Origin of the sequence: Roseateles depolymerans (assembly GCF_003387155.1) — a bacterium.
GTDB classification, from domain to species: Bacteria; Pseudomonadota; Gammaproteobacteria; order Burkholderiales; family Burkholderiaceae_C; genus Roseateles; species Roseateles depolymerans.
In genome coordinates this window covers 1,406,053-1,430,376 of the sequence record NZ_QUMT01000001.1, presented here as the reverse complement: position 1 = coordinate 1,430,376, position 24,324 = coordinate 1,406,053, and the positions used below count along the sequence as shown (strand labels likewise).

At 67.0% G+C, this 24,324-nt stretch carries 23 protein-coding genes; 8 read left to right on the top strand and 15 right to left on the bottom strand.

The annotated features are described in order from the left end of the window. Positions 1 to 86: 86 nt before the first annotated feature. On the top strand, positions 87 to 677 hold the full coding sequence (locus DES44_RS06375) for a GNAT family N-acetyltransferase (protein ID WP_083525692.1): 591 nt from the start codon (positions 87 to 89) through the stop codon (positions 675 to 677). On the opposite strand, the gene DES44_RS06370 is transcribed toward DES44_RS06375, so the two are convergent. Then, entirely contained in the window at positions 656 to 1,258 is a 603-nt protein-coding gene (locus tag DES44_RS06370; RefSeq protein WP_058935719.1) for a MarC family protein, read from the bottom strand. The two genes, DES44_RS06375 and DES44_RS06370, sit on opposite strands and share 22 nt — an antisense overlap. Before the next feature lie 114 nt (positions 1,259 to 1,372). On the opposite strand from DES44_RS06370, the gene DES44_RS06365 reads away from it, so the two are divergent. Continuing rightward, positions 1,373 to 1,846, top strand: coding sequence for an Lrp/AsnC family transcriptional regulator (locus DES44_RS06365; RefSeq protein WP_058935720.1), 474 nt, complete (start codon positions 1,373 to 1,375; stop codon positions 1,844 to 1,846). A gap of 7 nt (positions 1,847 to 1,853) precedes the next feature. On the opposite strand, the gene DES44_RS06360 is transcribed toward DES44_RS06365, so the two are convergent. The 6 genes from DES44_RS06360 to DES44_RS06335 form a co-directional block, all read right to left on the bottom strand. Continuing rightward, positions 1,854 to 4,838 carry a hypothetical protein gene (locus tag DES44_RS06360; RefSeq protein ID WP_058935721.1) on the bottom strand — a complete coding sequence of 995 codons (2,985 nt, stop codon included), beginning with the start codon at positions 4,836 to 4,838 and terminating at the stop codon, positions 1,854 to 1,856. A 69-nt stretch (positions 4,839 to 4,907) separates the two neighbouring features. Then, positions 4,908 to 5,822: a site-specific tyrosine recombinase XerD gene (xerD, locus tag DES44_RS06355; RefSeq protein WP_058937490.1), complete on the bottom strand. Its 915-nt coding sequence runs from the start codon at positions 5,820 to 5,822 to the stop codon at positions 4,908 to 4,910. 1 nt (position 5,823) lies between these two features. Then, positions 5,824 to 6,045, bottom strand: a complete 222-nt coding sequence (locus DES44_RS06350; protein ID WP_058935722.1) for a hypothetical protein — start codon at positions 6,043 to 6,045, stop codon at positions 5,824 to 5,826. Between the two features lie 40 nt (positions 6,046 to 6,085). Further along, on the bottom strand, positions 6,086 to 6,613 hold the full coding sequence (locus DES44_RS06345) for a helix-turn-helix transcriptional regulator (protein ID WP_058935723.1): 528 nt from the start codon (positions 6,611 to 6,613) through the stop codon (positions 6,086 to 6,088). 261 nt (positions 6,614 to 6,874) lie between these two features. Continuing rightward, a complete protein-coding gene (locus tag DES44_RS06340) occupies positions 6,875 to 8,098 on the bottom strand; it encodes a DesA family fatty acid desaturase (RefSeq protein ID WP_116001342.1) in 1,224 nt (407 codons plus the stop codon). Positions 8,099 to 8,316: 218 nt separating this feature from the next. Further along, positions 8,317 to 9,582 (bottom strand): RsmB/NOP family class I SAM-dependent RNA methyltransferase, encoded by a 1,266-nt coding sequence (locus DES44_RS06335; protein WP_058935725.1) that lies wholly within the window; start codon positions 9,580 to 9,582, stop codon positions 8,317 to 8,319. A 56-nt stretch (positions 9,583 to 9,638) separates the two neighbouring features. On the opposite strand from DES44_RS06335, the gene DES44_RS06330 reads away from it, so the two are divergent. Then, entirely contained in the window at positions 9,639 to 9,881 is a 243-nt protein-coding gene (locus DES44_RS06330; protein ID WP_058935726.1) for a DUF1653 domain-containing protein, read from the top strand. 22 nt (positions 9,882 to 9,903) lie between these two features. Beyond that, positions 9,904 to 10,563 (top strand): DUF1345 domain-containing protein, encoded by a 660-nt coding sequence (locus DES44_RS06325; RefSeq protein ID WP_058935727.1) that lies wholly within the window; start codon positions 9,904 to 9,906, stop codon positions 10,561 to 10,563. On the opposite strand, the gene purN is transcribed toward DES44_RS06325, so the two are convergent. Beyond that, positions 10,556 to 11,194, bottom strand: coding sequence for a phosphoribosylglycinamide formyltransferase (gene purN, locus DES44_RS06320; RefSeq protein ID WP_058935728.1), 639 nt, complete (start codon positions 11,192 to 11,194; stop codon positions 10,556 to 10,558). The two genes, DES44_RS06325 and purN, sit on opposite strands and share 8 nt — an antisense overlap. A gap of 85 nt (positions 11,195 to 11,279) precedes the next feature. On the opposite strand from purN, the gene trpS reads away from it, so the two are divergent. The 4 genes from trpS to DES44_RS06300 all read left to right on the top strand — a co-directional run bounded on the left by trpS (position 11,280) and on the right by DES44_RS06300 (position 15,455). Further along, complete coding sequence (gene trpS, locus DES44_RS06315) at positions 11,280 to 12,404, top strand: tryptophan--tRNA ligase (RefSeq protein ID WP_083525695.1); 1,125 nt, start codon at positions 11,280 to 11,282, stop codon at positions 12,402 to 12,404. 39 nt (positions 12,405 to 12,443) lie between these two features. Continuing rightward, entirely contained in the window at positions 12,444 to 12,923 is a 480-nt protein-coding gene (locus tag DES44_RS06310) for a DUF3717 domain-containing protein (RefSeq protein WP_058935729.1), read from the top strand. Beyond that, the gene (locus tag DES44_RS06305; RefSeq protein WP_058935730.1) at positions 12,920 to 14,296 is read left to right on the top strand and encodes an MATE family efflux transporter; all 1,377 of its coding nucleotides are present in this window, start codon (positions 12,920 to 12,922) and stop codon (positions 14,294 to 14,296) included. Before DES44_RS06310 ends, DES44_RS06305 begins: the two co-directional genes overlap by 4 nt. Positions 14,297 to 14,414: 118 nt before the next feature. Continuing rightward, positions 14,415 to 15,455 (top strand): PEP-CTERM sorting domain-containing protein, encoded by a 1,041-nt coding sequence (locus DES44_RS06300; protein WP_083525696.1) that lies wholly within the window; start codon positions 14,415 to 14,417, stop codon positions 15,453 to 15,455. Positions 15,456 to 15,557: 102 nt separating this feature from the next. Here the strand turns inward: DES44_RS06300 and DES44_RS25515 are convergent, their stop codons facing one another. The 7 genes from DES44_RS25515 to ettA all read right to left on the bottom strand — a co-directional run bounded on the left by DES44_RS25515 (position 15,558) and on the right by ettA (position 24,008). Continuing rightward, entirely contained in the window at positions 15,558 to 17,237 is a 1,680-nt protein-coding gene (locus tag DES44_RS25515) for a sensor histidine kinase (protein WP_058935732.1), read from the bottom strand. Then, entirely contained in the window at positions 17,234 to 17,947 is a 714-nt protein-coding gene (locus DES44_RS06290) for a response regulator (protein WP_058937492.1), read from the bottom strand. Before DES44_RS06290 ends, DES44_RS25515 begins: the two co-directional genes overlap by 4 nt. 96 nt (positions 17,948 to 18,043) lie before the next feature. After that, entirely contained in the window at positions 18,044 to 18,661 is a 618-nt protein-coding gene (locus tag DES44_RS06280; RefSeq protein ID WP_170156614.1) for a Spy/CpxP family protein refolding chaperone, read from the bottom strand. Between the two features lie 222 nt (positions 18,662 to 18,883). After that, on the bottom strand, positions 18,884 to 20,674 hold the full coding sequence (locus DES44_RS06275; protein WP_147306984.1) for an ArnT family glycosyltransferase: 1,791 nt from the start codon (positions 20,672 to 20,674) through the stop codon (positions 18,884 to 18,886). After that, positions 20,659 to 21,606, bottom strand: a complete 948-nt coding sequence (locus tag DES44_RS06270) for a glycosyltransferase family 2 protein (protein ID WP_058937493.1) — start codon at positions 21,604 to 21,606, stop codon at positions 20,659 to 20,661. Before DES44_RS06270 ends, DES44_RS06275 begins: the two co-directional genes overlap by 16 nt. A gap of 174 nt (positions 21,607 to 21,780) precedes the next feature. Then, positions 21,781 to 22,314 carry a GtrA family protein gene (locus DES44_RS06265; RefSeq protein WP_058935735.1) on the bottom strand — a complete coding sequence of 178 codons (534 nt, stop codon included), beginning with the start codon at positions 22,312 to 22,314 and terminating at the stop codon, positions 21,781 to 21,783. Positions 22,315 to 22,343: 29 nt separating this feature from the next. Beyond that, complete coding sequence (gene ettA, locus DES44_RS06260) at positions 22,344 to 24,008, bottom strand: energy-dependent translational throttle protein EttA (RefSeq protein WP_058935736.1); 1,665 nt, start codon at positions 24,006 to 24,008, stop codon at positions 22,344 to 22,346. Between the last annotated feature and the right edge of the window lie 316 nt (positions 24,009 to 24,324).

Sequence of the window (24,324 nt, the reverse complement as noted above, 5' to 3'; positions counted from 1 at the left end):
GCGGTGCGCCGATCGAAGCGGCTGACGCCGGGTCAGGCGACGGGTATGTCTCGACACCCGAATGACGCGCGACGTAGAGTGGGCGCATGACATCTCTCCTCACCCCCCGTTTGCATCTCGTTCCCTTTGAGGACGATCATCTCGCCGGATTGAACGCGATGAACAGCGACATCGAGGTCATGCGGTATTTGGGCGGCAAGCCGCAGTCGCTGGCGGAGACGCAGGCCTCCATCGACCGGGTCAAGGCGCGCTGGCAGCAATACGGCTATTCCTGGTGGAGTTTTTTTGACCGCAGCAGCGGCCAGTTGGTGGGCGCCGGATGCATCCAGCCCACCTTTGCGCCCCGGTCCACCCTACCGGAAATCGGCTGGCGACTGCGTCGGGACCACTGGGGGCAAGGACTGGCGTCCGAAGCGGCCCGGCGCATGGCGCGATTTGCGATGGACCAGCTGTCCATGCCGGTGATCGAGGCGGTGTGCGCCAAGGACAACCTCGCGTCGGCCCAGGTGATGCAGCGGCTGGGCATGCGCTTTCGGGGCCTGGAGCGGTGGGACGACGAGGAAGGCGTCTTCTACGAGATGACCGCGCAGGAGTGGGCCCGCTCGCCGGCACGGGTCAAGGCGCTGGAGGAAAGCGTGCCGGAAGAGAACGCCTCTCACAGGCCGCCGACGAAGTAGCGCTTCAAACCGGCCAGGATCATTTCCACGGCGATGGCGGTCAGCACCAGGCCCATCAGTTTTTCCAGCGCGGACACCACCGAGTCGCCCAGCAGCTTGCGGATTCGGTCCGCCAGGATGAGCGCCAGGAAGGAAATGAGCATGGCGGTGAACAGCGCACCAATCCATTCCATGATCCGGTCCGGCTGACGAGAAGCCAGCAGCAGCACGGTCGCCATGGCCGACGGACCGGCCAGCAGCGGCACTGCGAGCGGGAAAATCAGCGGCTCACGACCGGTGTCCACCCCGTAGGCGCTGTCGCCGGCATGGCTGAAGATCATGCGGATGGCGATGATGATCAGGATCACGCCGCCCGCCACTTCCAGCGACCGCTCGGACAGGTGCATCAGGCGCAGGAAGCTGTCGCCCAGGAACATGAACACCAGCAGCACGCCAAAGGCGATGCCCACTTCACGCAGGGCCACCTTGATGCGGCGTTCCTTGGGCACCGCACGCATGATGGGGATGAAGATGGGCAGGCTGCCGAGGGGGTCCAGCACCAGCAGGAGCAGAATGAGGGCGGAGAGAAAACTGTGATCCATGGGCGCGATTGTCCCTGATGGCGGCGCGGTCGGCGCCGGATGTGGGTCGTGGGCGAAACGTTCCTGCGTCAGTTTCACTAAAATCGCTCAAAAATGTGAGCGGACCCGCCCCCCATGAACGAGAAGACCGGCCTAGATGCCATCGACCGAAAGATCCTGGACATCCTCCAGCGCGACGGACGGATTTCCAATGTGGATCTGGCCAGCCAGGTGCATCTGTCCGCGCCGCAGTGTTTCCGGCGGGTCCGGGCGCTGGAGGAACGGGGGGTTCTGCGCGGCTACCGCGCGGATGTGGCGCCGCAGTCGCTGGGGCTGGATGTGGTGGCCTACGTCAGCCTGAACATCACCGCGCAAGCCTTCGCCAGGGTGCGAGAGATCGAGTCCCTGATCCGGGACTTTCCGGAAATCCTGGAATGCCACACGGTGTCGGGTGACTGCGACTATCTGCTCAAGGTGGCGGCCAGCAACCTCAAGGGCTTGTCCACCTTCCTGACGGACAAGCTGATGCAACTGGACGGCGTGGCGGACGTAAGGTCGATGATCTGCCTGGAAGAGATCAAGCCGCCGGTTGGGTTTCCGGTGGCTTGACCGTCGGTCAGGCGGCGGTGGTTGTACGGTTGCGCGCCTCTGCACTGACGACACGAAGCAGGGTCTTCTGCACCTCCCCTGCGCTGCGCACCATCGTCGTGATCGTATCCAGGCCGCTGCCGCGGGTTTGATGCGGCGCCCTGGGGCCGGTGGACGACTGCAATTCACGCCAGATGGGGTCGTTGCCGTTGGCCATTCGTTTGAGCGCACGCGCCTGTGCGGCAGGGTCTGCGTCGGCCAGGCTGGCTCGCAGCGCTTGCGTCAGTTGTGCGTCCACGAAAGCCTGTCGCTCCTTGGCATAGGCCGGGGCGGACATGGCGGGGTCGGACGCCTGGAACTGCTCGTGCAGGTCGGAGACGTGGAACCAGAGCTGGGTCAGCACTTCGTCCTGGAGTTTGATGGACTTCTCGACGGTGGCCTTGTCTCGGGAAAAGAGGCGAAGGAAGCGCGCCGTGTTCGATGCTGGCGGCTCGGCCAGCATGCCAACGACTCGGTCCATGGAGGCACGCAGCGCCTGCTGGGTACCGCCCTGCTCGGCGATCCCGGCCTTCAGCGCCTGCACGGCCCTGGCCATGGCAACCACATTGTCCTGCCTCTTGAATTCTTCAAACATCGGCGCGTAGGGAGGTGGCGCCGGGGGCAGGCTGGGGTCCCAGTCGTCGGCCCCATCGGTGAACAGGCTCGGAGTGTCCGGGCCCATCGTCCCGTGCAAGGTGTTGAAGTTGCGCTCCTCGAAAGGCGTGAGCGGTTCGCCGGACTTTCCGAGGGCTGGACTCTCGCCGGTGAGCAATTGTTCGGCAAGACGGTCGAGGTCGAGCTCCTCCTTCTGCGCTGCGTCACGGGACTTGCGCTGTGCGGGCGTTGGGTCGGTCACGCCCAGGTCCTTCAGACTGGGAACGCTGGGAATGCCCTTGGGATCGGGCGGCAGCGGCCGCTTTTCGCTGTTCAGGAGGATGGATTTGGGCGGCAGGGGGCCGGCGGTGTTCCCCTTGTGGCGCACCGTCGGGCCGGTGAGCGGCGCGTCGCCAAAGTGGACCTTGCGGCCCTTCTTGACAACGTCCGCCGCGTGGGGGTCGGCAGGCTGGGTCTTCCTGGCGGGAGCGTCTGTGGCGGCCGAAGGGGCCCTCGACGTGGGGGCGTCGTGGGGACGCGTGTCAGGAGATGCCTTGGGCGGTGTCTTCGGCGCGGTCTCCTCAGACCGGCGAGAGGCCGTCGCCGCAGGCGTGTTGGGCGGTGGCGGTGCCGGTTTCCGCTTCCGCTGCAGCGTGTCCGCTGGCGGCTGGTGCTGGGCCGAAGTCTCCTGTGCAGCACGCTCAGACCCTGCGGGGCGCGATGATGGGTCGGCAGACTGACTGGGAGGCAGCGGTGCCGGACGCTTCTTGCGAGCAGGTGCATCCGCAGGAGAACGGCCTTGTGCCGAATCGTCCTGGACAGAGGGTTCACGCGCCGCTGTGCCCCTTGGTGGCAGTGCGGGTGGAGGTGCGGATGCCAGCGCAGATGGCCGAGAAGGAGGCAGCGGCGGCGCTGGTGGCGGCGGAGGGGGTGGGCGACGACCCGGCCCTGCCATGGGCGGGGCAGGTGCCAGTGCCACTTCGTTGACAGGAGGCTCTGCTGTGGTTGCTATGCTTTCCGTGGCCGCTGTGCTTGTCGCGACTGCTGTGCCTGCCGTGGACGCGGTGCTGGCTGTGGCTGCGGTGCTGGCCGTGGCAGCGAAGGCATCGGAACGCTCTGCGCGCGTCGTCGCGCTGACGTTGGGCAGCGGCTGATGGGTCGCAGCAGTGGCCCGGGCCGCCGCGACATCTCCGTGAGGCGGCCGACGAGGCATCAGGCGCGGTGGCGGGACCTCCGGACGCCCGTCGTCAGCGACAAGCCCTGGTCCCGTGCCCTGTCCCGTCGAGCCTGCACCGGGTGCGGCAAAGGACGCCCCTCCTGCGGGCCCGCCCCAGCCGTTCGACACGGCACTGCGGGCGGCATCGTGTGCGCCATCGGCGGCGGTGCCCGCGCCATCCAGCATCCACGGGGACAGCTCCTCGGCCGCGCGCTTGCGCAGCAATTCCAGGCCGGCCGACACCGCCTCATAGCTGCCACTCGCGAAGGTCTGACCTTGCCACTCCTGCCCCTGCTTCTGGAGGAACAGGCGCTGTTGCTCATAGCTGCGGCGGTCCACGGCCTTTTCGGCGAGCCGCTGGGCCTGCTCCAGGGTGGCCTCGGTCTGACCGTTGAAGGTTTCCATCGTCTGGCGATGCCGCTGGCAGGCGTCCAGCAGGGTCAGGGCCGCGCCCGCCTCGGTGGCGCCGTCCGCACAGGCCAAGGCCAGCCCTCCGGCCGGCCGTGCATGGCCCGGGGCGGTCTGGCCCGGTCGTTCTGCCGGTGCGTCCGCCTGCGCCTGCCGTTGATGCCGGCGCACCGACTCATCGAGCTGCGTCATCTGGTCCAGCACACGCGCCGTTGAGTCGGTCAGGTCGATCTGGTGCAGACGCACCATATGGGTGGCGGAGAAGCCATGCTCGTTTTGCAGGTCGAACACCAGGCAGTCTTCGCCTTCATGCTGCTCGACCCAGACAGCCCCCTTCATGCCGGACGCCAGGAACTCGCGGGACGCTCCGCCCTGCAGTTCGGCGATGAGGCTGGGCAGGGCCTGTCGCGAATGGCCAGAGACCACCGCAAGATCCGTGCGGCCTTCCTGGTGCAGGGAGCACAGGAAACGCAGCGTCTCCCCATGGCCCTCCGGCCCGATGTCCGCGCGAGGCAATGCCATCAGTTGCGGCGCAGGGAGCTGGGGATCCGCACTGGAAAAACGGTAGCCCGCCAGGGCCGCGTCCCTGCCCTCAGGCATGGGCAGCGCGTACTGGGCCTGGAGCGCCACGGCGGGACTGTAGGCATACGAGGGCGCAACGGGGGCCGGCACCCTGCTCTCCCCGGCACCCTGGAAGCCGGGAAGCGGGCTGCCCATCGTGGCGGGCCAGGCCGAGAAGGTTTGAAGGGAATACATGACACAGCTCGAGTGACGACATTCCTTGGTGTCGCCCGTCTCGCGCCGGGTTCCGTCACTCCAAATCCGTCAACCGCGCGGGTGATGCGTCGCGTGCAGGACCTTCAGCCGCTCTCGGGCCACATGGGTGTAGATCTGCGTGGTGGACAGGTCGGCATGGCCCAGCAGCAGTTGCACCGCACGCAGATCCGCCCCGTGATTGAGCAGATGCGTGGCGAATGCATGCCGCAAGGTGTGCGGCGACAGCGGACTGGTGATGCCCGCCACCACGGCATATTTCTTGACCAGCCGCCAGAAGGTCTCACGCGCCATGCCAGTGCCGAACTTGGTGAGGAACAGGTCGTCGGTCGACTGGGTGCGCAGCAGTTCGGGCCGGGCTTCGCGCAGGTAGCGCAGCAACCACAGGTGGGCCTCTTCGCCAAACGGCACCAGTCGCTCCTTGTTGCCCTTGCCGGTGACCCGCAACACCGCTTCGCGCAGTCCGACATGCACGCTCTTGAGGGTCACCAGTTCCGTCACCCGCAAGCCGCTGGCGTACATCAGCTCCAGCATGGCCCGGTCCCGCAGCCCCTGCGCCGTGCCGACATCCGGAGCGGACAGCAGGGCCTCCACCTGCTCCTGCGACAGGGTGCGCGGCACTCGCAGCGGGGCACGGGCGGCGGTGAGCTTGAGTGTCGGGTCCGCCTGCATGCGGGATTCACGCAGGGCCCATCGGAAGTAGCGCTTGAACACCGACAGACGCCGATTGGCCGAACTGGTTTTGCTTTGATCGTGACGCGCATGGGCGTAGGCCATCAGGTCCACCTCCCGCGTCTGGTCCAGCGTGCGGTCCTGCGTGGCCAGCCAGTCCGCCAGCAATTGCAGATCGCGTCGATAGGCCAGTTGGGAGTTCTTGGACAGGCCCTCCTCGATCCACAAGCCGTCTACAAATGCGTCGATGCCCTGCTGGCTGGTGTGCCGGCAGGCCTGCTGAGCGGGGGACAGTTCAGGGCCCGGTGTCGCTGAAGGTGTCGCTGAAGGTGTCACTGAAGATGTCGTTGAAGACGCCGCGGCAGCGGCCGCTCGCGATGTCGGTGTCGGTGTCGGTGTCGGTGCCGCAGCCTTCGCGGACACGGGCGATGCGGCGGACCGGGAACGAGTCTTCAGCGGGGACGATGGCACGGTGGACACGAGCAAGAAGCCCAGGAGGCGAGACACTCGTCATCATGCCACTGCGTCAGCCTGCGAGGCCTGTCCTGGAAGGTCACCTAGAAGATCAAGGCCTTCAGCCGCGCCTCACCCAGTGGATCGAGATGCTGCTGCTCCTTGATCAGGTTGACCTGCATCGCCGACCGGGACATGCCCACCACCGACGGGTTCAGCAGATATCCGCCGCGCGAGGCCATCCAGCTCAGAACGTGCGACAGGTGCCAGACCGACGAGGCATTGCCCTCATGCACCGGCGGTGGAAAGCTGGCGATGTGCGTCAGCATCAGCTTGCGCATGTTCTGACGGGTGACGCCCACCAGTTCAGCCACGTCGGTCAGGCCAACCAGGTCGGGGCCCGCTTCGATGAGCCGGGCCGTGGGCAGGGACTGCCGGATGTCCCGCAGCGCGCCGATGAGCGCCTCGTCCGCCGAGGCGGCGTTGCGATGGAATGCGAGTGAGAGACGGCCCGGTGGACTGTGGCGGATCAGGGCATCGCCGCACCCGGTATCCATCAGCCGTTCCACAAGCTCGCTCTGGTGACCGTCCTCCTTTGACAGTTGATATTTCAGCGTGAAAGCAAACTCCACATCGACTCCTCGATTGATGGCTCCCGGGGCCCGCGTCGCTTGGTTGGTCCATTGGTCGGCCCTGGGCCGAAGCGACGGATTTTTGGCCGCGGGTGAGATTTCTTCCACGGCATGAGGAGGTGTGAGTGAAGCGATCCATGCCTTGTGCAAGTCATGACCCCCCTCGAAGACCCAAAGAAAAAGGGCACCTGCGAGAGGTGCCCTTTTCGGGGAGTGAGGACCGCGCGGAGAGCGCGATGCCTGAAGATCAGACTCGGAGGGTCAGACGCGAACGGTGCGCAGGCTCAGTGCGAAGGCGCGCAGTTCGGCAATGCCGCTTTCCTCGGCCTTTCGGCACCAGGCTTGCAGGTCGTGCACCAGTTGCTCGGCGGACACGTTGGTCCGCGTCCAGAGCTGACGCAGTTCTTCGCGCATGGTGACCAGCTTGTCCAGCACCGGGCTCGCGGCGCGGGCGCCGTCGATCTGGGCCTGGTAGGCGGTCGGGATCTTTTCGGCGTCGCGGTGCAGCCAGCGGGTAGCCAGCTTGAACTGGTGGAACTTCACGCTGTGCTGTTCACCGGCGGCCTTGAGCTTGCGGACCTCTTCCTTGCACGCGCCGCGCAGTTCACGGGCATAACGCGCCATGACTTCGTAGCGGTTGGCAATGATGGCTTCCAGCGTGTCCTTGTCGGCCACGGCCTTCAGTTCACCGGTGCGCATCTGCGGAGCGGTCTTGCGGACCTTGGCCCAGCCGATCATCTCCATGGCGCGGATGTAACCCCAGCCGATGTCGAATTCGAAAGGCTTGACCGAGAACTTGGCAGACGTCGGGTAGGTGTGGTGGTTGTTGTGCAACTCTTCACCGCCAATGATCAGGCCCCAGGGCGAGACATTGGTGGAGGCGTCCTGCGCTTCGAAGTTGCGATAGCCCCAGTAGTGGCCCACGCCGTTGATCACGCCGGCGGCCCAGAACGGGATCCACGCCATCTGGATGGCCCAGATGGACATGCCGATGATGCCGAACAGCGCCAGGTTGATGATCATCATCGAGGCCACGCCCAGCACCGAGTGACGGCTGTAGACGTTGCGTTCCATCCAGTCGTCCGGCACGCCGTGGCTGAACTTCTTGATGGTTTCGTCGTTCTTGGCTTCCGAGCGATACAGCTCGGCGCCGCGGGTCATCACGGTCTTGATGCCGCGGGTGACCGGGCTGTGCGGGTCTTCTTCAGTCTCGCACTTGGCGTGGTGCTTGCGGTGGATGGCCACCCACTCGCGGGTGACCATGCCGGTGGTCATCCAGAGCCAGAAACGGAAGAAGTGCGACGGGATGGGTCCCAGATCCAGCGCGCGGTGGGCCTGGGCACGGTGCAAAAAGATCGTCACGGCCGCGATGGTGATATGGGTCACCACCAGCGTGTAGGCGAGGATCTGCCACCAGCTCGCGTCCAGCAGGCCATAGGCCAGCCAGTTCACGAGGGCGTCATGCACATTCATCAATACGTTCATTCGGTCCTAACCCTGCTCATCAAGAGCCAGTTGTACACGGGAGCCTCGATTGTAGGCGAGGCTCCCTAGATCCGGTCCTTGATCTAACCCAATAAACCCCGGTCTTTGATGACTTCGGTAGGCGTACACGCCAAGACGCCGGCACGCGGGGCGCCAGACGTCAAAAAATACCGGTCTGCGCCCGCCGATCCGGGTCAAAAACGATTCGCCCGTGCCGCTTACTTGCGGGTCCAGACCGCGGCGAAGAAGCCGTCGCTGTGGTGCCTGTGGGGCCACAGGCGCAGGTATCCGTTCTCGCAGAGGGTCTCGGCCCGCTCTGCCGGCACTTGCGCATGGGTCAGGATGTCCTGCACGGGTTGCAGGACGAAGTCGGGATGGGCTTCGGAAAACGCGTGCGCCACCGCTTCATTTTCCTCATCCAGCAGGCTGCAGGTGGCGTACACCAGACGCCCCCCCGACTTGAGCATGCGGGAGGCGCTGTTCAGGATGGCCAGCTGCTTGGCTTGCAGCTCCTGCAGGCCTTGCGGCGACTGGCGCCACTTGAGGTCGGGGTTGCGGCGCAGGGTGCCCAGGCCCGAGCACGGTGCGTCCACCAGCACCCGATCGACCTTGCCGGCCAGGCGCTTGACGCGGTCGTCCCGCTCGGTCGTGAGCTGCACCGGATAGACGTTGGACAGGCCGCTGCGGGCCAGACGTGGCTTGAGCTTGTCCAGGCGGTGGCCGGACACGTCGAACGCATACAGACGGCCGGTGTTGCGCATCGCAGCGCCCAGTGCCAGGGTCTTGCCGCCGGCGCCCGCGCAGAAATCCACCACCATCTCGCCCCGCTTGGCTTCGGTCAGCAGGGACAGCAACTGGCTGCCCTCGTCCTGCACCTCGACCTGGCCGCTGGTGAAAACGTCCAGCTTCTGCAGTGCCGGCTTGCCTTCGAGTCGCAGGCCCCACGGGGAGTACGGGGTCGGGGTCGACTTGAACCCCTTGGCCTCCAGGGCGGCCTGCACCTCTTCACGGCGGGCCTTGAGCAGGTTGACCCGCAGGTCCAGCGGCGCGCCTTCATTCAGCGCGCTGGCCAGGGCCCAGAACTGCTCGTCCCCCAGCCGCTTGTGCAGCGGCTCAGCCAGCCAGTCCGGCAGGTTGTGGCGCAGCCGCTCCGGCAACTGGCGCTTGTCCACCGACTGGACCTGCTGGAGCCAGTGCTGCTCCTGGTCATTCAAGGCGCCGCGCAGGAAGGCTTCATTGCCCTCCCAGCCCAGGATGGCCAGGCGGCGGGACATCGGCCCACGGCCGGACTGGGCCAGATGCTGGAACAGCAGACGGTTGCGCAGCACGGCGTAGGCGGTTTCGGCCAGCGTATGACGCTCGCGCTGACCCAGCGCCTTGTGCTGACGGAAAAACGAGGAGACCAGGGAGTCCGCCGGCGCATCGAACAGCATCAGGCTGTCGACAAGTTCGGCGCAGAGTTCGAGGAGGGCATTAGGATGCATCCGCAAATTATCTCAGCCCGCGACCCTTTTCCGATTTCTCTACCCGTTCAGATGTCATGAGCCACGACGACGACCTCCTGCCCCTGCCTCCCACCCCGCCCGGCCGCTACCGCCATTACAAGGGCCAGGACTACCAGGTCCACGGCGTGGTGCGCCACAGCGAAACCCTGGAAGCGCTGGTGCTCTACACCCCGCTGTACAACAGCACCGGCCTGTGGGTGCGTCCGCATGGCATGTTCTTCGGGACGCTGGAGGTGGAGGGCCGCACGGTGCAGCGTTTCGTGCGCATCGGCGACTGACATCGGCGACGGAGTCAGGCCCATGCCGCTGCTGCATCAACTTCGCCGTCGCCCTCGCCTGCTGATCGGCGCCGCGCTGGGCGCGGTGCTGGCCGCCGCCCTGCCCTGGGCCGCCGACATGCCGCGCTCCACCCAGTTGCTGATCGGCTGGAGCTGCGGCGTCTGGGTGTATCTGCTGCTGGTGCTGCAGATGATGCTGCGCACGCCGGCCGAGGCCGTGCAGCAACAGGCCCGCGCGATTGCCGAAGGCATGCCGACGGTGCTGGGCCTGGCGATGATCGGGGCGCTGGTCAGTCTGGCGGCGCTGGCGCTGGAGCTGGCGCAGGTGCGGCAAGCGGGGGGCGTGGCCCACGGGTGGCCGCATCTGCTGGTGGCGCTGGGTACGGTCACCGGGTCCTGGCTGCTGCTGCCGGTGGAATTCGCCCTGGCCTATGCCAGCCTCTTTCACAGCGGCCCGAAAGCGCCTCACGGCCTGGAGTTCCCCGGCGACGAGGCACAACCGGACTACACCGACTTCCTCTATTTCTCGGTGACGCTGGCCGCCACGTCGCAGACCTCGGACGTCATGGTCAGTGCCCGTCCCATCCGCCGGCTCGTGCTGGTGCAGGCGGTGCTGTCCTTCGCCTTCAACACGGTGGTGCTGGCGCTGTCCATCAACCTGCTGGCCAGCCTGCTCAGCTGAACAGCTGGGACTGTCCGCCGCGATGGCGCACAGCAGCACCGTCGATCTGCAGCGCCCCTTCCACGAACCAGCGCACGGCGCTCGGGTACATGCGGTGTTCCTGCTGGAGCACCCGCTGGCCCAGCGTGGCTTCGTCATCCCCGTCCAGCACCGGCACGACGGCCTGGGCCACGATGGGGCCATGGTCCAGCTCCGCGGTGACGAAATGCACGGTCGCGCCCGCCACGCGGCAGCCGGACTCGATCGCCCGCTGATGCGTATGCAGCCCGGTGAAGGCCGGCAGCAGGGACGGATGGATGTTGAGCATGCGGCCTTCATAGTGGCCGGTGAAGCCCGCCGTCAGGATGCGCATGAAGCCGGCCAGGACCACCAGGTCGGGCGAGAAGCCGTCGATCACCCGCTGCAGTTCGGCATCAAAGGCGGCACGGGCCTCGTCCCCACGGCCGAAGGCCTTGTGGTCCACCACGGCGGTCGGGATGCCGTGCGACTGGGCAAAGGCCAGGCCGCCGGCGTCCGGACGGTTGCTGATCACCGCCGCGATGCGGGCGGGCCACTGCTCCGCCGCGCAGGCCTTGACGATGGCCTCCATGTTGGAACCACGGCCGGAGATCAGGATCACGATGTTCTTCATGGGGCGGCAGTGTAGCGGCGGACCACGGACAATGAGCCTGGACAGGCGTGCCCGGAGCGGCCTGCCTACAATCCGCCGCCTGCCCATGAACACGAACCCCACCTCCTCGGCCCCCAGCGGGCCCGCCCCTTCGACAACCGCCGTGCCGGCCCCATCGTCGCCCGCCATCCCGCCTGGCGCTGCCGCGGCGTCCGCCTCGGCATCGGCCCTGGGCCTTGCGCCCAGCGGCGGCCGTGCGCGGGTGCTGTCCGGCATGCGCCCGACCGGCGCCCTGCACCTGGGTCACTATCACGGTGCGCTCAAGAGCTGGGTCCAGCTCCAGTCCACCCACGACTGCTTCTTCTTCGTGGCCGACTGGCATGCACTCACCACCCACTATGAGCACCGGGAAGGCCTGGAGCAAAGCGTCTACGACATGGTCGTGGACTGGCTCGCCGCCGGCATCGACCCGGAACAAGCCACCCTCTTCATCCAGAGCCGCATGCCCGAACATGCGGAGCTGTTCACCCTGCTGGCCATGAGCACGCCGTCCAGCTGGCTGGAGCGCATGCCCAGCTACAAGGACGCCGTCGCCGAGAACCGCGAGCTGGCCACCTTCGGCTTCCTGGGCTATCCGCTGCTGCAGGCGGCCGACATCCTCATCTACAAGGCCGCCTTCGTGCCGGTGGGAGAAGACCAGGCCCCGCACGTGGAAGTGACGCGGGAGGTCGCGCGCCGCTTCAACCACCTGTACGCGCCGCTGCTGCCCGAGCCCCAGGCCCTGCTCAGCGACACCGCCCGCCTGCCTGGCCTGGACGGCCGCAAGATGAGCAAGACCTACGGCAACGCCATCGCCATGCGGGATGCGCCGGAGGTCGTCGAGCAGAAGGTGCGGCAGATGCCCACCGATCCCCAGCGGGTGCGACGCCATGATCCGGGCGAACCCACCCGGTGCCCGGTCTGGCCGCTGCATCAGGTCTACACCGACGAGGCCACCCGCCAGTGGGCCGCCGACGGCTGCCGCAGTGCGGGCATCGGTTGCCTGGACTGCAAGCAGCCGCTGATCGAGGCCATCCAGCGGGAGCAGGCGCCCTGGCGTGCCCGGGCGGAGGAATTGCTGGCCGATCCGAAGAAGGTCCACTGGATCGTGGAAGTCGGCACCGAACGTGCCCGTGCCGTGGCTCGGAAGACCTTGCGCGAAGTACGGTCGGCCATCGGCCTGGCGTACTGATCCCGATCCCTTTTGTTGTTGTTCTCACTGCAGTTCCCCATGGCCGGCCTCCACATCACCGACATTGAATCCGCCATCAACTGGTGGCGCGCCCGTGACCCGGGCGACGGCATCCATCTGGGACCGGAACTCCGTGCCCTGGCCGAGGTCTATGCGCTGATGGTCTACCACCACGAGACCCTGTGCGACGAAGACAGCATGCCGCCGGCGGCCCACCAGGCCTGGCTGGCCTGGTACGACACCACACCGGACGCGCCTTGCATCGCCATCTGCTCCACCAGCCAGGGCGATGAGCTGTGCAAGGGCTGCGGCCGCACCTTCGACGAAGTGCAGAACTGGCCGGTGCTGACGCCGGGTGAGAAACGCGCCACCTGGCGACGCATCACGCTGGAGGGCACGGCCTGGCGCTTCAACCGCTATTCGGAACGGGCGCTGGAGGCGACTGCAAAGGCGGCGGCCGGCACGCCGGGCACGCCGGGCACGGCGCGCGGGGAGCCTTCGCGCGGGGAGCGTTCTTGAACCATCGCCTGCAGAGCCTGCGGCAGATCCTTCCGCTGGCCTGGCCGGTCTTCATCGGCCAACTGGCCGTGCTGGCCTACTCGACCATCGACACCCTGCTCGTGGCGCGCCATTCCTCGCTGGACCTGGCGGCGCTGGCCGTGGGGTCGGCCGTCTATACCTCGGTGTTCGTGGGGCTGATGGGCGTGGTGCTGGCGATCTCACCGGTGGCGGGCCAGTTGTTCGGCGCCAAGCGCATGGCCGAAGCCGGGGACAGCCTGCATCAGGCGGCGTGGCTGGCCTTGATGCTGGCGGCGGTCGGGGAGCTGGTGCTGTGGTTCCCGCAGCCCTTCCTGGCCATCTCGCATGCGAGCCCGGAGATCGCGGCCAAGGTCAGCGCCTATTTGCGCACGCTGGGCATTGCGCTGCCGGCCGCCCTGCTCTTCACTGCCTACCGAGGTTTCAATACGGCGGTGTCACGGCCCAAGGCGGTGATGGCGCTGCAGATCGGCGGACTGCTGCTGAAGTTTCCGGCCAGCGCGCTGTTGATCGGCGGCTTCAGCCTGGGGCCGGTGACGGTGCCGGCGCTGGGAGCAGTGGGCTGCGCAATGGCCACGGCCATCGTCATGTGGAGCCAGTTGCTGCTGGCGCTGGTGGTCCTGCGCCGGGACCCGTTCTACAGCGGCTTCGGCTTCGCGCGCGGCGGGCTGCACCGCCCTCGCCGGGCCACGCTGGCGCGGCTGGTGAAGCTGGGCGTGCCGATGGGCGCGTCGGTGCTGATCGAGGTGACCGGCTTCACCTTCATGGCCATCTTCATCGCGCGCATCGGCAGCACTGCCGTGGCGGGGCATCAACTGGCGGCCAACCTGGTGGCCATGATGTTCATGATGCCGCTGGCGCTGGCCAATGCCAGCAGCACGCTGGTGGCGCAGGCCCTGGGCGCGCGCGATGCGGCCGGCGCCCGGCGGTTGGGCTGGCACGGACTGGAACTGGCGGTGGGCATCGCCTTCGTGCTGGGGGCACTGATCTTCAGCCTGCGCGAACAGGTGCTGGGGCTGTATACACGGGACACCGCCATCATCGCCGCGGCCCTGCCGCTGCTGGGCTGGGTGTGGATCTTCCACGTGGCGGACGCCGGGCAGACCGTGTCCGCTTTCGTGCTGCGGGCCCATCACATTGCGACGGCCCCGATGGTCATCTATGCGCTGGCCATCTGGGGGCTGGGGCTGGGCGGCGGCTACTGGCTGGCCTTTGGCGACCATGCCGTGGCCCTGCCCACCTTCATGCAGGGCGCGATGGGCTTCTGGAGCGCGGCCTCCGCCGGTCTGGTGGCTGCGGCGCTGGGCCTCAGTGCCCTGCTCGCCTGGGTGCACCGCACGCAGCTCAAGGGCTGAGGGGGGGCGGGCCACACCTCGCCACCCCCTATGAAGCAGAAATCGCCGACACACGCACTGCCCCGCATCGACTAGGGTTGAGCCACGTCCAGGTGCGTCCCCCTGGCGGGAGCCCTTCATGACGTTCATTCCTTGCGACATGCGTCGACAAGCGGCCGCCCTTCCCCTCCTCGTCCCCCTGTGCTTCGGGCTGGTCAGCACCGACGTGGCGGCACAAGCCGCGATCACCACCGTGTCCACCACGGCCACAGCCTCCGTGTTCGACGAGCATCAGTGGCCTCCTACCCAATCCCTGGACCGGCCTGGCAGCGTCTCGTCCCACGTCGCGCTGGACCGCCAGTCGGGCGGCCTGGCCGGGAGCGCCTGGGCCACCGCGGTGGGTACGGTCGGCTACGGCCACATGCAATTGCGCACCTTCGGCGGCGCGACGCTCGACGGCGCGGGACCCGTGGGCGAGGTGTCGGCCTATGCCGAAGCAACTGCCAGCCTGTACGACAGCTTTATGGTCAGTTGCCCGACCTGCGTCGCCGGCACCGAGGCCACCGTGACCTTTCGTGTGCGGGCGGAGGGCACCGCGGCGGTTGACGGCCGCCTGGTGACCACCCCGGACCGTGCGGATGCGGACTTCTCGGCCTACTCGGCAGTCTCCAGCAGCTTCTTCATGAACGCGACCGATGCCAATGATCCCACCCAGCCAGTGGGCACCGGCATGTTCCAGTCGGAGCTACGCTGGCACTACGGCGGCAGCTATCACGACCGTCCCATCTGGGGAGACACCCTCTCGGCGCGATTCATCCTCGGCAACCCGCTGAGCTTTTCCTGGTCTTCCACGCTGCAAGGCAATTCGAGGGTGGCGAACTACACCGAAGTGGGCAGCATGGCGGGGTGGTCGGCCTTCAACGCCGACTATTCCAGCACGTTCTATTGGGGCGGCATCGTGGAAGTGCGCGACAGCAGCGGGGCCTTGCTGACGGACATCACCGCGTTCAACGACTCGGGGATCAACTACGCCAACGCCCTGCCGCCGACGCCGGTGCCTGAGCCCGCCACCCTGTGGCTGATGCTGTGCGGCGCGGCAGGGGTGATGGCCCTGGCGCGCTGGCGGCGCGAGCCCGCGCCCCGGGCGCATGGGGCGAATGCGGCGCGCGGGGACGCTTAGGGCGCTTAGGGCGCTTAGGGCGCTTAGGGCGCTTAGGGCGCTTAGGGCGCTTAGGGCGGCCTGCGCGGGCCACGGGTCGGTACGCGGCCGACCTCCACAACCTCATGCCGTCTCGGTCGGCACCAGCGGCAGTCGAATCGCAAAGCAGCTGCCGCCGCCCTCCCGGCCTTCACAGCGCACAGTGCCGCTGTGGGCCAGCGCGATCTGCTTGACCAGATTCAGGCCCAGCCCCACCCCGCCTGACACCTCGGCGTGGCCGGGCATGCGGTAGAAGGCTTCGAAGATGCGCTCCCGCTGGGATTCGGGCACCCCCGGCCCCCGGTCGCAGACCTGCACCTCCACATGGGCCGTGCCGACGCGGCGCAGCTTGACCTCGACCTGCGGCCCGCCATAACGACGTGCGTTTTCCAGCAGATTGCGAAGGGCCCGACGCAGCAAACGGTCGTCGCCGCGCAGTTGAAGCTGCTCCAGCCCCGCTTCCGCTTCCACCTCCGCACCGGTGCGGGCGGCTTCTTCTGCGGCAATGCCCAGCAGGTCCACCGGCTCGATGCGCAGGCTCTGCGCCCCGCCCTCCAGCCGGCTGGCCAGCAACACTTCTTCCACCAGCGCATCGAGCTCGCCGATGTTGGTGTTGATTTCCTGCTGCAGCCGCACGCGCTGCGCGGGCGACGCCTCGTCCAGCATCGCAAAGGCCATCTTCAAACGGGCCAGCGGCGAGCGCAGCTCATGGCTGGCATTGGCCAGCAGGCTCTTGTGGGAGCTCACCAGCGTCTGGATCTTTTCCGCCGCGCGGTTGAAGCTGCCGGCCAGGGCGGCGATTTCATCCTTGCCCTGGTCGTGGACACGGAAGGCGAGGTCGCCGCCGCCGAATTGCTCGACGCCGGATTTCAGACTCTCCAGACGCCGCGTCAGGCGACGCACCACCGGATAGGCGCCGCCGGACACCGCCAGGAAGAGCACCACCAGCAGGCTGGCCAGTGCTTCACCGCTGGGTCGCGGGATCCAGCCTGGGAACCAGGAGCCGCTGTTTTCAGCGCGGCGCTCCTGCTCCAGGCGCTCCATCATGCGCTGGCGTGTGGCCTCGACCTCGGCCAGGGCATCTCGACGGTTACCCGATGCCGCCGCAGAGGGCGACGCGGCGCCCTCTTGTCGGGCCGCGTTGCTGCCGTCGCTTGGGCCAGCTCCATCGCGGAAGGGGCCGCCCGGGTAGTTGCCACCACCGGCGCCACCGCCGCGGGCGTCACGGCCTTCGCGGCTGTCACGGCCTTCGCGGGCATCACGCCCATCCCTAATCTCGCGTCCATCACGTCCGTCCCGTTCACCGCCCGCCAGCGCACCGCTGGGGCGTTGCTCCGGCTGGAACGGTCCCGGTCCCGGCAGCGGGCCGGACGTCCCCGGGGGACGCGCGATTCTCAGAAACAGCAGATGCCGGCCATCGTCCAGCGGAATGCGCTGGATGCGCGACCCGGGAAGATCCTCTCGCCGCTCGAACAGCGGGGACGCGCCGACGCGGCGCCCGCGGGCGTCTTCCAGCGCGAGCGCCATGCGCAGACGCTGCCCCCAGTCCTCGATCGCCTCGGACTGCTCATGGGTCGGCGCCGTGGCCGGTGGCAGCGCCCGCTGCACCAGCACCGCCATGGCCACCAGCCGCTCGGAGGCGGCTTGCTCAAAGGTGCCGCGCTCCTGCTCGATCCGCCCCTGGAAGAGCCAGGCCGAGCCCAGCGCGAAGGCCAGCAACACCACCACGACGGTGATGTAGATGCGCAGGTAAAGCGCTTTCACTCCAGGCCTTCAGCGTCCTGCTTGCGAGCGAAGACATAACCGGCCCCGCGCACGGTCAGCACCCGGCGCGGATTCTTGGCGTCGTCTTCAATGACCGAACGGATGCGCGAGATGTGCACGTCGATGGAACGGTCGAAGGCTTCCAGCGGATGGCCCTTGAGCGCATCCATGATCTGGTCGCGGGACAGCACCCGGCCCGGGCTCTGGGCCAGCACCACCAGCAGGTCGAACTGATGGCTGGTGAGGTCGCAGGCGTTGCCGTCCAGGCGGACCTGACGGGCGGCCAGGTCGATCTCCAGCCGGCCGAAACGCAGCACCTCGTCGCCCAGCGCCTGCGGCTCGGTGCGGCGCAGCAGCGCCTTCACACGGGCCTGCAGTTCGCGGGGCTCAAAAGGCTTGGCCAGGTAGTCGTCGGCGCCGAGTTCGAGGCCGAGGATGCGGTCCATCGGCTCCCCGCGGGCGGAGAGCATCAGCACCGGCAGGCGACGCCAGCGCTTGTCGCTGCGCAGCTGTCGGCAGAATTCCAGGCCATCGCCGTCCGGAAGCATCAGGTCCAGCACGAGAAGTTCATACTGGCCCGCTTCCAGCTCGGCCCGGCCTTGCGCCAGGGAACCGGCAAAGCTGACATCGAAGCCGGCGCTGCTCAGGTAGTCGCCCAGCATTGCCGTCAGACGCGCGTCGTCGTCGATCAACAGCAGACGTGGATTCATGGGGCGTTGCGCCGCAGCCGCCTGACGGGCCGCTTGCTCGGCCTGCAGTCGGGCTGCGGAATCATCAAAAGTCTGAAGCATAGCCGACTCCTTCACTCATTGACCCTTGGGCGGGGGCGGTGCGTCCATGGGCGCGTCGCCGCGCGGACCACCCCGGCCGGCACGATCGCGCATGTGCTTCAGGCGCTCTTCCATGCGGGCCTTGTGCTTCTTCATCAGCTCGCCGAGCTTGGCGCGCTGGTCGGCGGTCAGGACGTTGGCGGCATCGACCATGGCCTGCGTCATGCGCTTGGATTCGGCCTCATGCTGGGCATTCATCTGCTGGCGCAGTTGCTCGACGGCGGCGGCGTCCACCGTCGGGGCGCTCAGCAGCGCGGCCATCTGGTCGTGCCACTGGCGGCCCTGCTCGTGCTGGGCCTTGAGGTCCTTGCGGGCCGACTCGAAGATGCCGCGGATCTGCTTTTGCTGGGCCTCGGACGCGCCCACGTCCTTCAGCAGACGACCGCCGAGGAACATCGGGCCGCCCTCACCCGGCATGCCGTGCATGCCAGGACCGCCGGGGCCGCCGGGCATGCGGGGGCCGTGGCCCATCGGACCGGACGCTGCAGCCGCAGGGGCGTCGGGGCGGGACTGGGCGTGCACGCCCAGCGCGGCCGCACTCATGACCGCCGCCACACCCAGGGCTTGGAGGGGACGGGAGAAACGCTTGAACATGAATGACATCTCCTGTGTTGATGACGTCATCCTCGGCGCAGCAGGTTAGGTGGCCATGGGGCCGCCGTAAAGAAAGGTGAAAACAGTCGAAGTCTCTTGACCGGGTCTGGCGCTCAGGGCTGTTGGAGACAAAGGGATGGCGGATCGTGTCAGGGCGGACACAAACGTGCGGGCGGTGGAGCGGACGCGCAGGCCCAGATGTTCGCGGACAACTTGGCGCCATCAGGGCCGTCGTACGTACACCCGCAAGGCGGTCTCATCCGACCGGTGCTGGCCCTGGATGGGCACGGTCTGGCGCAGCTCGAAGCAGCAGCCGGACGCCAGCAGCCGGTCCAGCGCCTGCATCGAGGGCTGGTCGGCCAGGTAAGCGCTTTGTGCGACCACCACCGATACACGCTCGCGGTCCAGCAAGGCACGGATGTCGGCGTCGTTCAGGCCACGGTCCTGGATGCCCAGTTGGCGCATGATGGTCATGTCCACCAGCAACTTGTCGGCGCGTCGCACGGCTAGGTCGGGACGCTGCCCCAGCGTGCGCAGCGAGAAGATGAAATTGCCGTCGCGATGGGCTGAGATCATCACCCGGGTATCGGGCGGCGCCAGTTGGGCGGCCAGCATGGCGGCTTCGCGATGGCCGGTGACACGAGGGACTTCAGTCCATCGATGCGTGGCCCACGCTTCGACCACCATGGCAGAGAACAGCACGAGCACGGCTGCTACTGCGATGGGTGATGCGCCAAGTGACGCCGTGGACGATGCAGTGGTTGATGGGGCGATGGATGTCGCGGGTGGTGCATTGGCTGATGCAGCCGTTGGTGCAGCCGTTGATGCAGCCGGTGATGCAGCGGTTGATGCAAGAGGTGATGCAGTGAGGTTGGCACTGTGTTGCGCGCCGACTCCTGCCATTGCACCGAGACGCCTCGCCGGCCAGGCTGCAGCTGCATGCCCGATGACCAATAGCGACGCGAGCATCGCAAATGGCAAGACCGGCAATGCAAAACGCGGCTCCTTGTTGGACACCACGCTGAAAAACAGCCAGGCCAGCAGCCCCAGCACCAGCGCCATGCCCGTCCTGCCTCGCAACGCCGCCTGACCTGAGGCGGCGACCCACGCGACCAGCACTACCAGCCCCACCGCCAGCAGCGCCGTGGCGGCAATGCCCAGTTGCTCCGGCATGCGAGCCGCATACCAGCCCCAGTTGGCCCACGACCAGAGCGCCGGCATGTCCGGCATGCGCCCAGCCAGGCTGCCCATCACCTTCGCGAAATACAGCGCGGCGGCGACCGAGGGCAGCGACAGCAGCCCATACAGCGCCGTCGCGCCCAGCCGCAGTCGCCAGGGCTGCTCACGCGCCACCGGATGCAGCGCCACCACCCCGAGCCACAGCGGCCAGGCCAGCACGGTCTGCACACGAGTCAGCATGGCGCACCCCAGCAGCAAGGCCGCCAGCCAGAGCCATCGCTTCCGCGGCGCCTCCAGCCATTTGGCCAGAGCCCAGACACCCCACAGCAGCAGGGCCACCGCCGGAACATCCAACTGCACCTGGCGTCCCCACAAGGCCATCTCCGGCACCAGCACCAGCATCGCTCCGCAGGCACACGCCGCCGCTCGGCCCAGCAATGGACGGGTCCAGGCATATCCGGCCATGGCGCAGAGCGCAGCGAAGGCCGACACCACGGCCTGGCACACCGCATGACTCACCCCGAAAACACCCAGCAGGGGCGCGGTGACCAGGTACAGGAAGGGAGGATAGAAGCCGATGTTTATGCCGGGATACTGGTCGTAATAGGCCTTGGCAGCGCGAATGGGATCCCTCCAGCCCCCCTGCGCGAAGAAGTCATACACGAACACACTGTTCATCGCGTGTCGTGATGCATCGAACCACCAGAAGTCGCCGGCCACCGGGCTGCTGAGGAAGTAGGCCAGCCCCACGACCGCCCCCAGCAGCCAGGCCGGCCAGTGCCATGCGACCGACCGTCCCATGGCTCGCAGCCGCGCCGTCAAGGCGCTCTCCACGCTCCGCAGATGCTCTCCACCTGATAACGCGGCCGCTGCTTGCCCGATTCGAACACCTTGGCCAGATATTCCCCGATCACCCCCAGCCCCAGCAGTTGAATGCCACCGAGGAAATACATCGGGATCACGGTGGAGGCCCAGCCGGGCAAGGCGTCCTCGGTGAAGATGCGCACCCCCAGGGCCCACAGCGCCATGCTCAGGCTGACCAGCGACACCAGCACACCCGCCCCGGTGATCAAACGCAGCGGATAAGGCGTGAAGGAACTGATGCCCTGCCACGCGAGCGACAGCATCTTGGTCAGCGGATATTTGGACTCGCCCGCAAAGCGCTCGGCCCGGTCGAATTCCACCGACGTGCTGCGATAGCCCAGCAAGGGCACGAGTCCACGCAGGAACAGGTGAGGCTCCCGGTAGCCACGCAGCGCCTCCAGCGGACGGCGGCCCATCAGGCGATAGTCCGCATGGTTGAACACCAGCTTGACACCCATGGCGGCCAGCACCTTGTAGTAGCCCTCGGCGGTGAAGCGTTTGAAGAAGGTGTCGGTGTCGCGCCGCCGGCGCACGGCATACACGACCTCATGGCCATTGCGAAAGGCCCGCACCATGTCGGCAATGATGCCCAGGTCGTCCTGCAGGTCCGCATCCAGGCTGATCAGGGCATCGCCATTGACACTCATCAGCCCGCACAGCAGCGCATTCTGATGGCCTCGATTGCGGCTGAGCTTGATGCCGCAGAACCTCGGGGAACGGGCGGACAGCGACTCGATCAGTGCCCAGGTCCGGTCCCGGCTGCCGTCATCCACGAAGTAGATGGAACTGGCGGGAGAAATCAGTTGCTGAGACTCCAGGTCCTCCAGCAAACGTTCCAGCCGGCTGGCGGTCTCCGGCAGCACTTCTTCTTCGTTGTAGCAAGGAAGGACGAAGTTGATCACGGGTGCCTGCTCCCGAAAGTCCGGGGCACCCAAAAAATGTTGTCGTTCGATGAGTTCCACGCTCCGCCCCTGTGCACGATGCAGAGGGCCGCACCGACGGCCTCTGCGAAGGCAGACTCTAGCGGGCGCCCCTGCCCCTTCGATGACGACGGGGCCCTTCGAATTGGGGGGACGTTACCCTGGGAATTGCCCGGAGTCAGGCCGATGCGGGCGCATGGCCCACAAGGCATTGAGCAGGAAATTGAAGAAGAGCACCAGGATGGTGACGACGGGCTGTGCCACATACGGGTGCAGACCCGCCCGCAGCAAGCCCCACATGCCGGCGGCATTGAGCAGCCAACCCATGCCGGCCACCACTGCGAAGCGAGGCAGATGATGGGCATGCTGGCCGCGCAGGCCGAAGGTGTAGCGCGCGTTCAGCGCATAGTTCGCCATGGCGCCGACGACGAAGCCGGTGGCGGAGGCTTGCACGGCCGGCCAACCGGCCAGCCGCAGCAGCAGGAAGGCGGTGACGTAGTGCACCGCCGTCGCCACGCCGCCCACCAGCAGGAAGCGGCCGAACCGGCCCAGCGAGACCAGTCGCGGGGGCGTCACCGCCTCGGCATTCCCCTGCAGCGGGGCGGAGGTGCTGGAGGCGCCGGGCAGCGCCGACGCCCCCGCAGCCCCGGACTGAGCCGGGGCCGATGGCGCGGGAGAACCGGCAGCCATGGAGGGGTCCAAGAGGGTGCGGGGCCCGCTCAGGTGATGGGCTTGAAGCGCACACGCTTGGGGCGTGCACCTTCTTCACCCAGACGCTTCTTCTTGTCGGCTTCGTACTCGTGGAAGTTGCCGTCGAAGAAGAACCACTGGGAGTCGCCTTCGCACGCCAGGATGTGGGTGCAGATGCGGTCCAGGAACCAGCGGTCGTGGGAGATGACCATGGCCGAGCCACCGAACTCCAGCAGCGCCTCTTCCAGCGCGCGCAGGGTTTCGACGTCCAGGTCGTTGGACGGTTCGTCCAGCATCAGCACGTTGCCGCCCTGGGCCAGGGTCTTGGCCAGGTGCAGACGGCCGCGCTCACCGCCGGAGAGCTGACCCACCATCTTCTGCTGGTCGTTGCCCTTGAAGTTGAAGCGGCCGATGTAGGCGCGCGAGGGCATGACGAACTTGCCGACGATGATGTTGTCCAGACCGCCGGAGACGTCTTCCCACACGGTCTTGTTGGCATCCAGGCTCTGGCGGCTCTGGTCCACGAAGGCCAGCTTGGCGGTCTTGCCGATCTTGACGGTGCCCGAATCCGGCTGCTCGACGCCCTGGATCATGCGGAACAGGGTCGACTTACCGGCGCCGTTGGGGCCGATGATGCCGACGATGGCGCCCGGGGGCACCTTGAAGGACAGGTTGTCGATCAGCACGCGGTCGCCAAAGGACTTGGTGACGTTCTCGAACTCGATCACTTCATTGCCCAGGCGCTCGGCCACGGGAATGAAGATTTCATTGGTTTCGTTGCGCTTCTGGTATTCGACGTCGCTCAGTTCCTCGAAGCGGGCCAGACGCGCCTTGCTCTTGGCCTGACGGCCCTTGGCATTGGAGCGCACCCACTTCAGTTCTTCCTTCATGGCCTTGGCGCGGGCGTCTTCCGACTTCTGCTCCTGCTCCAGGCGACGTTCCTTCTGGTCCAGCCAGTCGGAGTAGTTGCCCTTCCAGGGGATGCCGTGGCCGCGGTCCAGTTCCAGAATCCATTCGGCGGCGTTGTCCAGGAAGTAGCGATCGTGGGTGATGGCCACCACAGTGCCGGGGAAACGCTGCAGGAACTGCTCCAGCCATTCGACGGATTCAGCGTCCAAGTGGTTGGTGGGTTCGTCCAGCAGCAGCATGTCCGGCTTGGACAGCAGCAGGCGGCACAGGGCCACGCGGCGCTTTTCACCCCCGGAGAGCACGCCGATGTTGGCGTCCCAGGGCGGGAGGTTCAGCGCGTCTGCAGCCAGTTCCAGTTGCAGGTCGGTGTTTTCCGAGCCGGCGGCGGCGATGATGGCTTCGAGTTCGCCCTGCTCAGCGGCCAGGGCGTCGAAATCGGCGTCCGGTTCGGCGTAGGCGGCGTAGACCTCGTCCAGGCGCTTCTTGGCAGCCAGCACGCCGCCAATGCCTTCCTCCACGGCTTCACGCACGGTCTGTTCCGGATTGAGCTTGGGCTCCTGCTCCAGATAACCGATCTTGATGCCGGGCATCGGGATGGCTTCGCCTTCGATTTCCTTGTCCACGCCGGCCATGATCTTGAGCAGGGTGGACTTGCCCGAGCCGTTCAGGCCGAGCACGCCGATCTTGGCGCCAGGGAAGAAGGACAGCGAGATGTCCTTGAGGATGTGACGTTTGGGAGGAACCGTCTTGTTGACGCGGTTCATCGAAAAGACGTATTGAGCCATGGCGGAAGGGTTCCGGAGTGGTTCTGAAGAGGGTGGGCCCTGTCTGGTCAGACAGCGGTCCGGCGGGGCCTGGACCGGTCCGGCGTTCGCAAGGACGCCTGGCCCGATGTCCCCCATTGTCGCAGCTTCCGCGACTGCCCCTAAACTGGATCGCAACACGAAAGTTCGGCAAGTGGGCCGCTGGGGCTGACCTGTTCAGGGGGAATGTCCTGGAATTGGGTCATCCCCCGGCCGTGGCCGCTCCACGGAGCGCCGCCCCACCGCCTTGCCCCCAAGATCTGGAGCCTTCATGAATCACTGCCCTTCGACCCTGGTG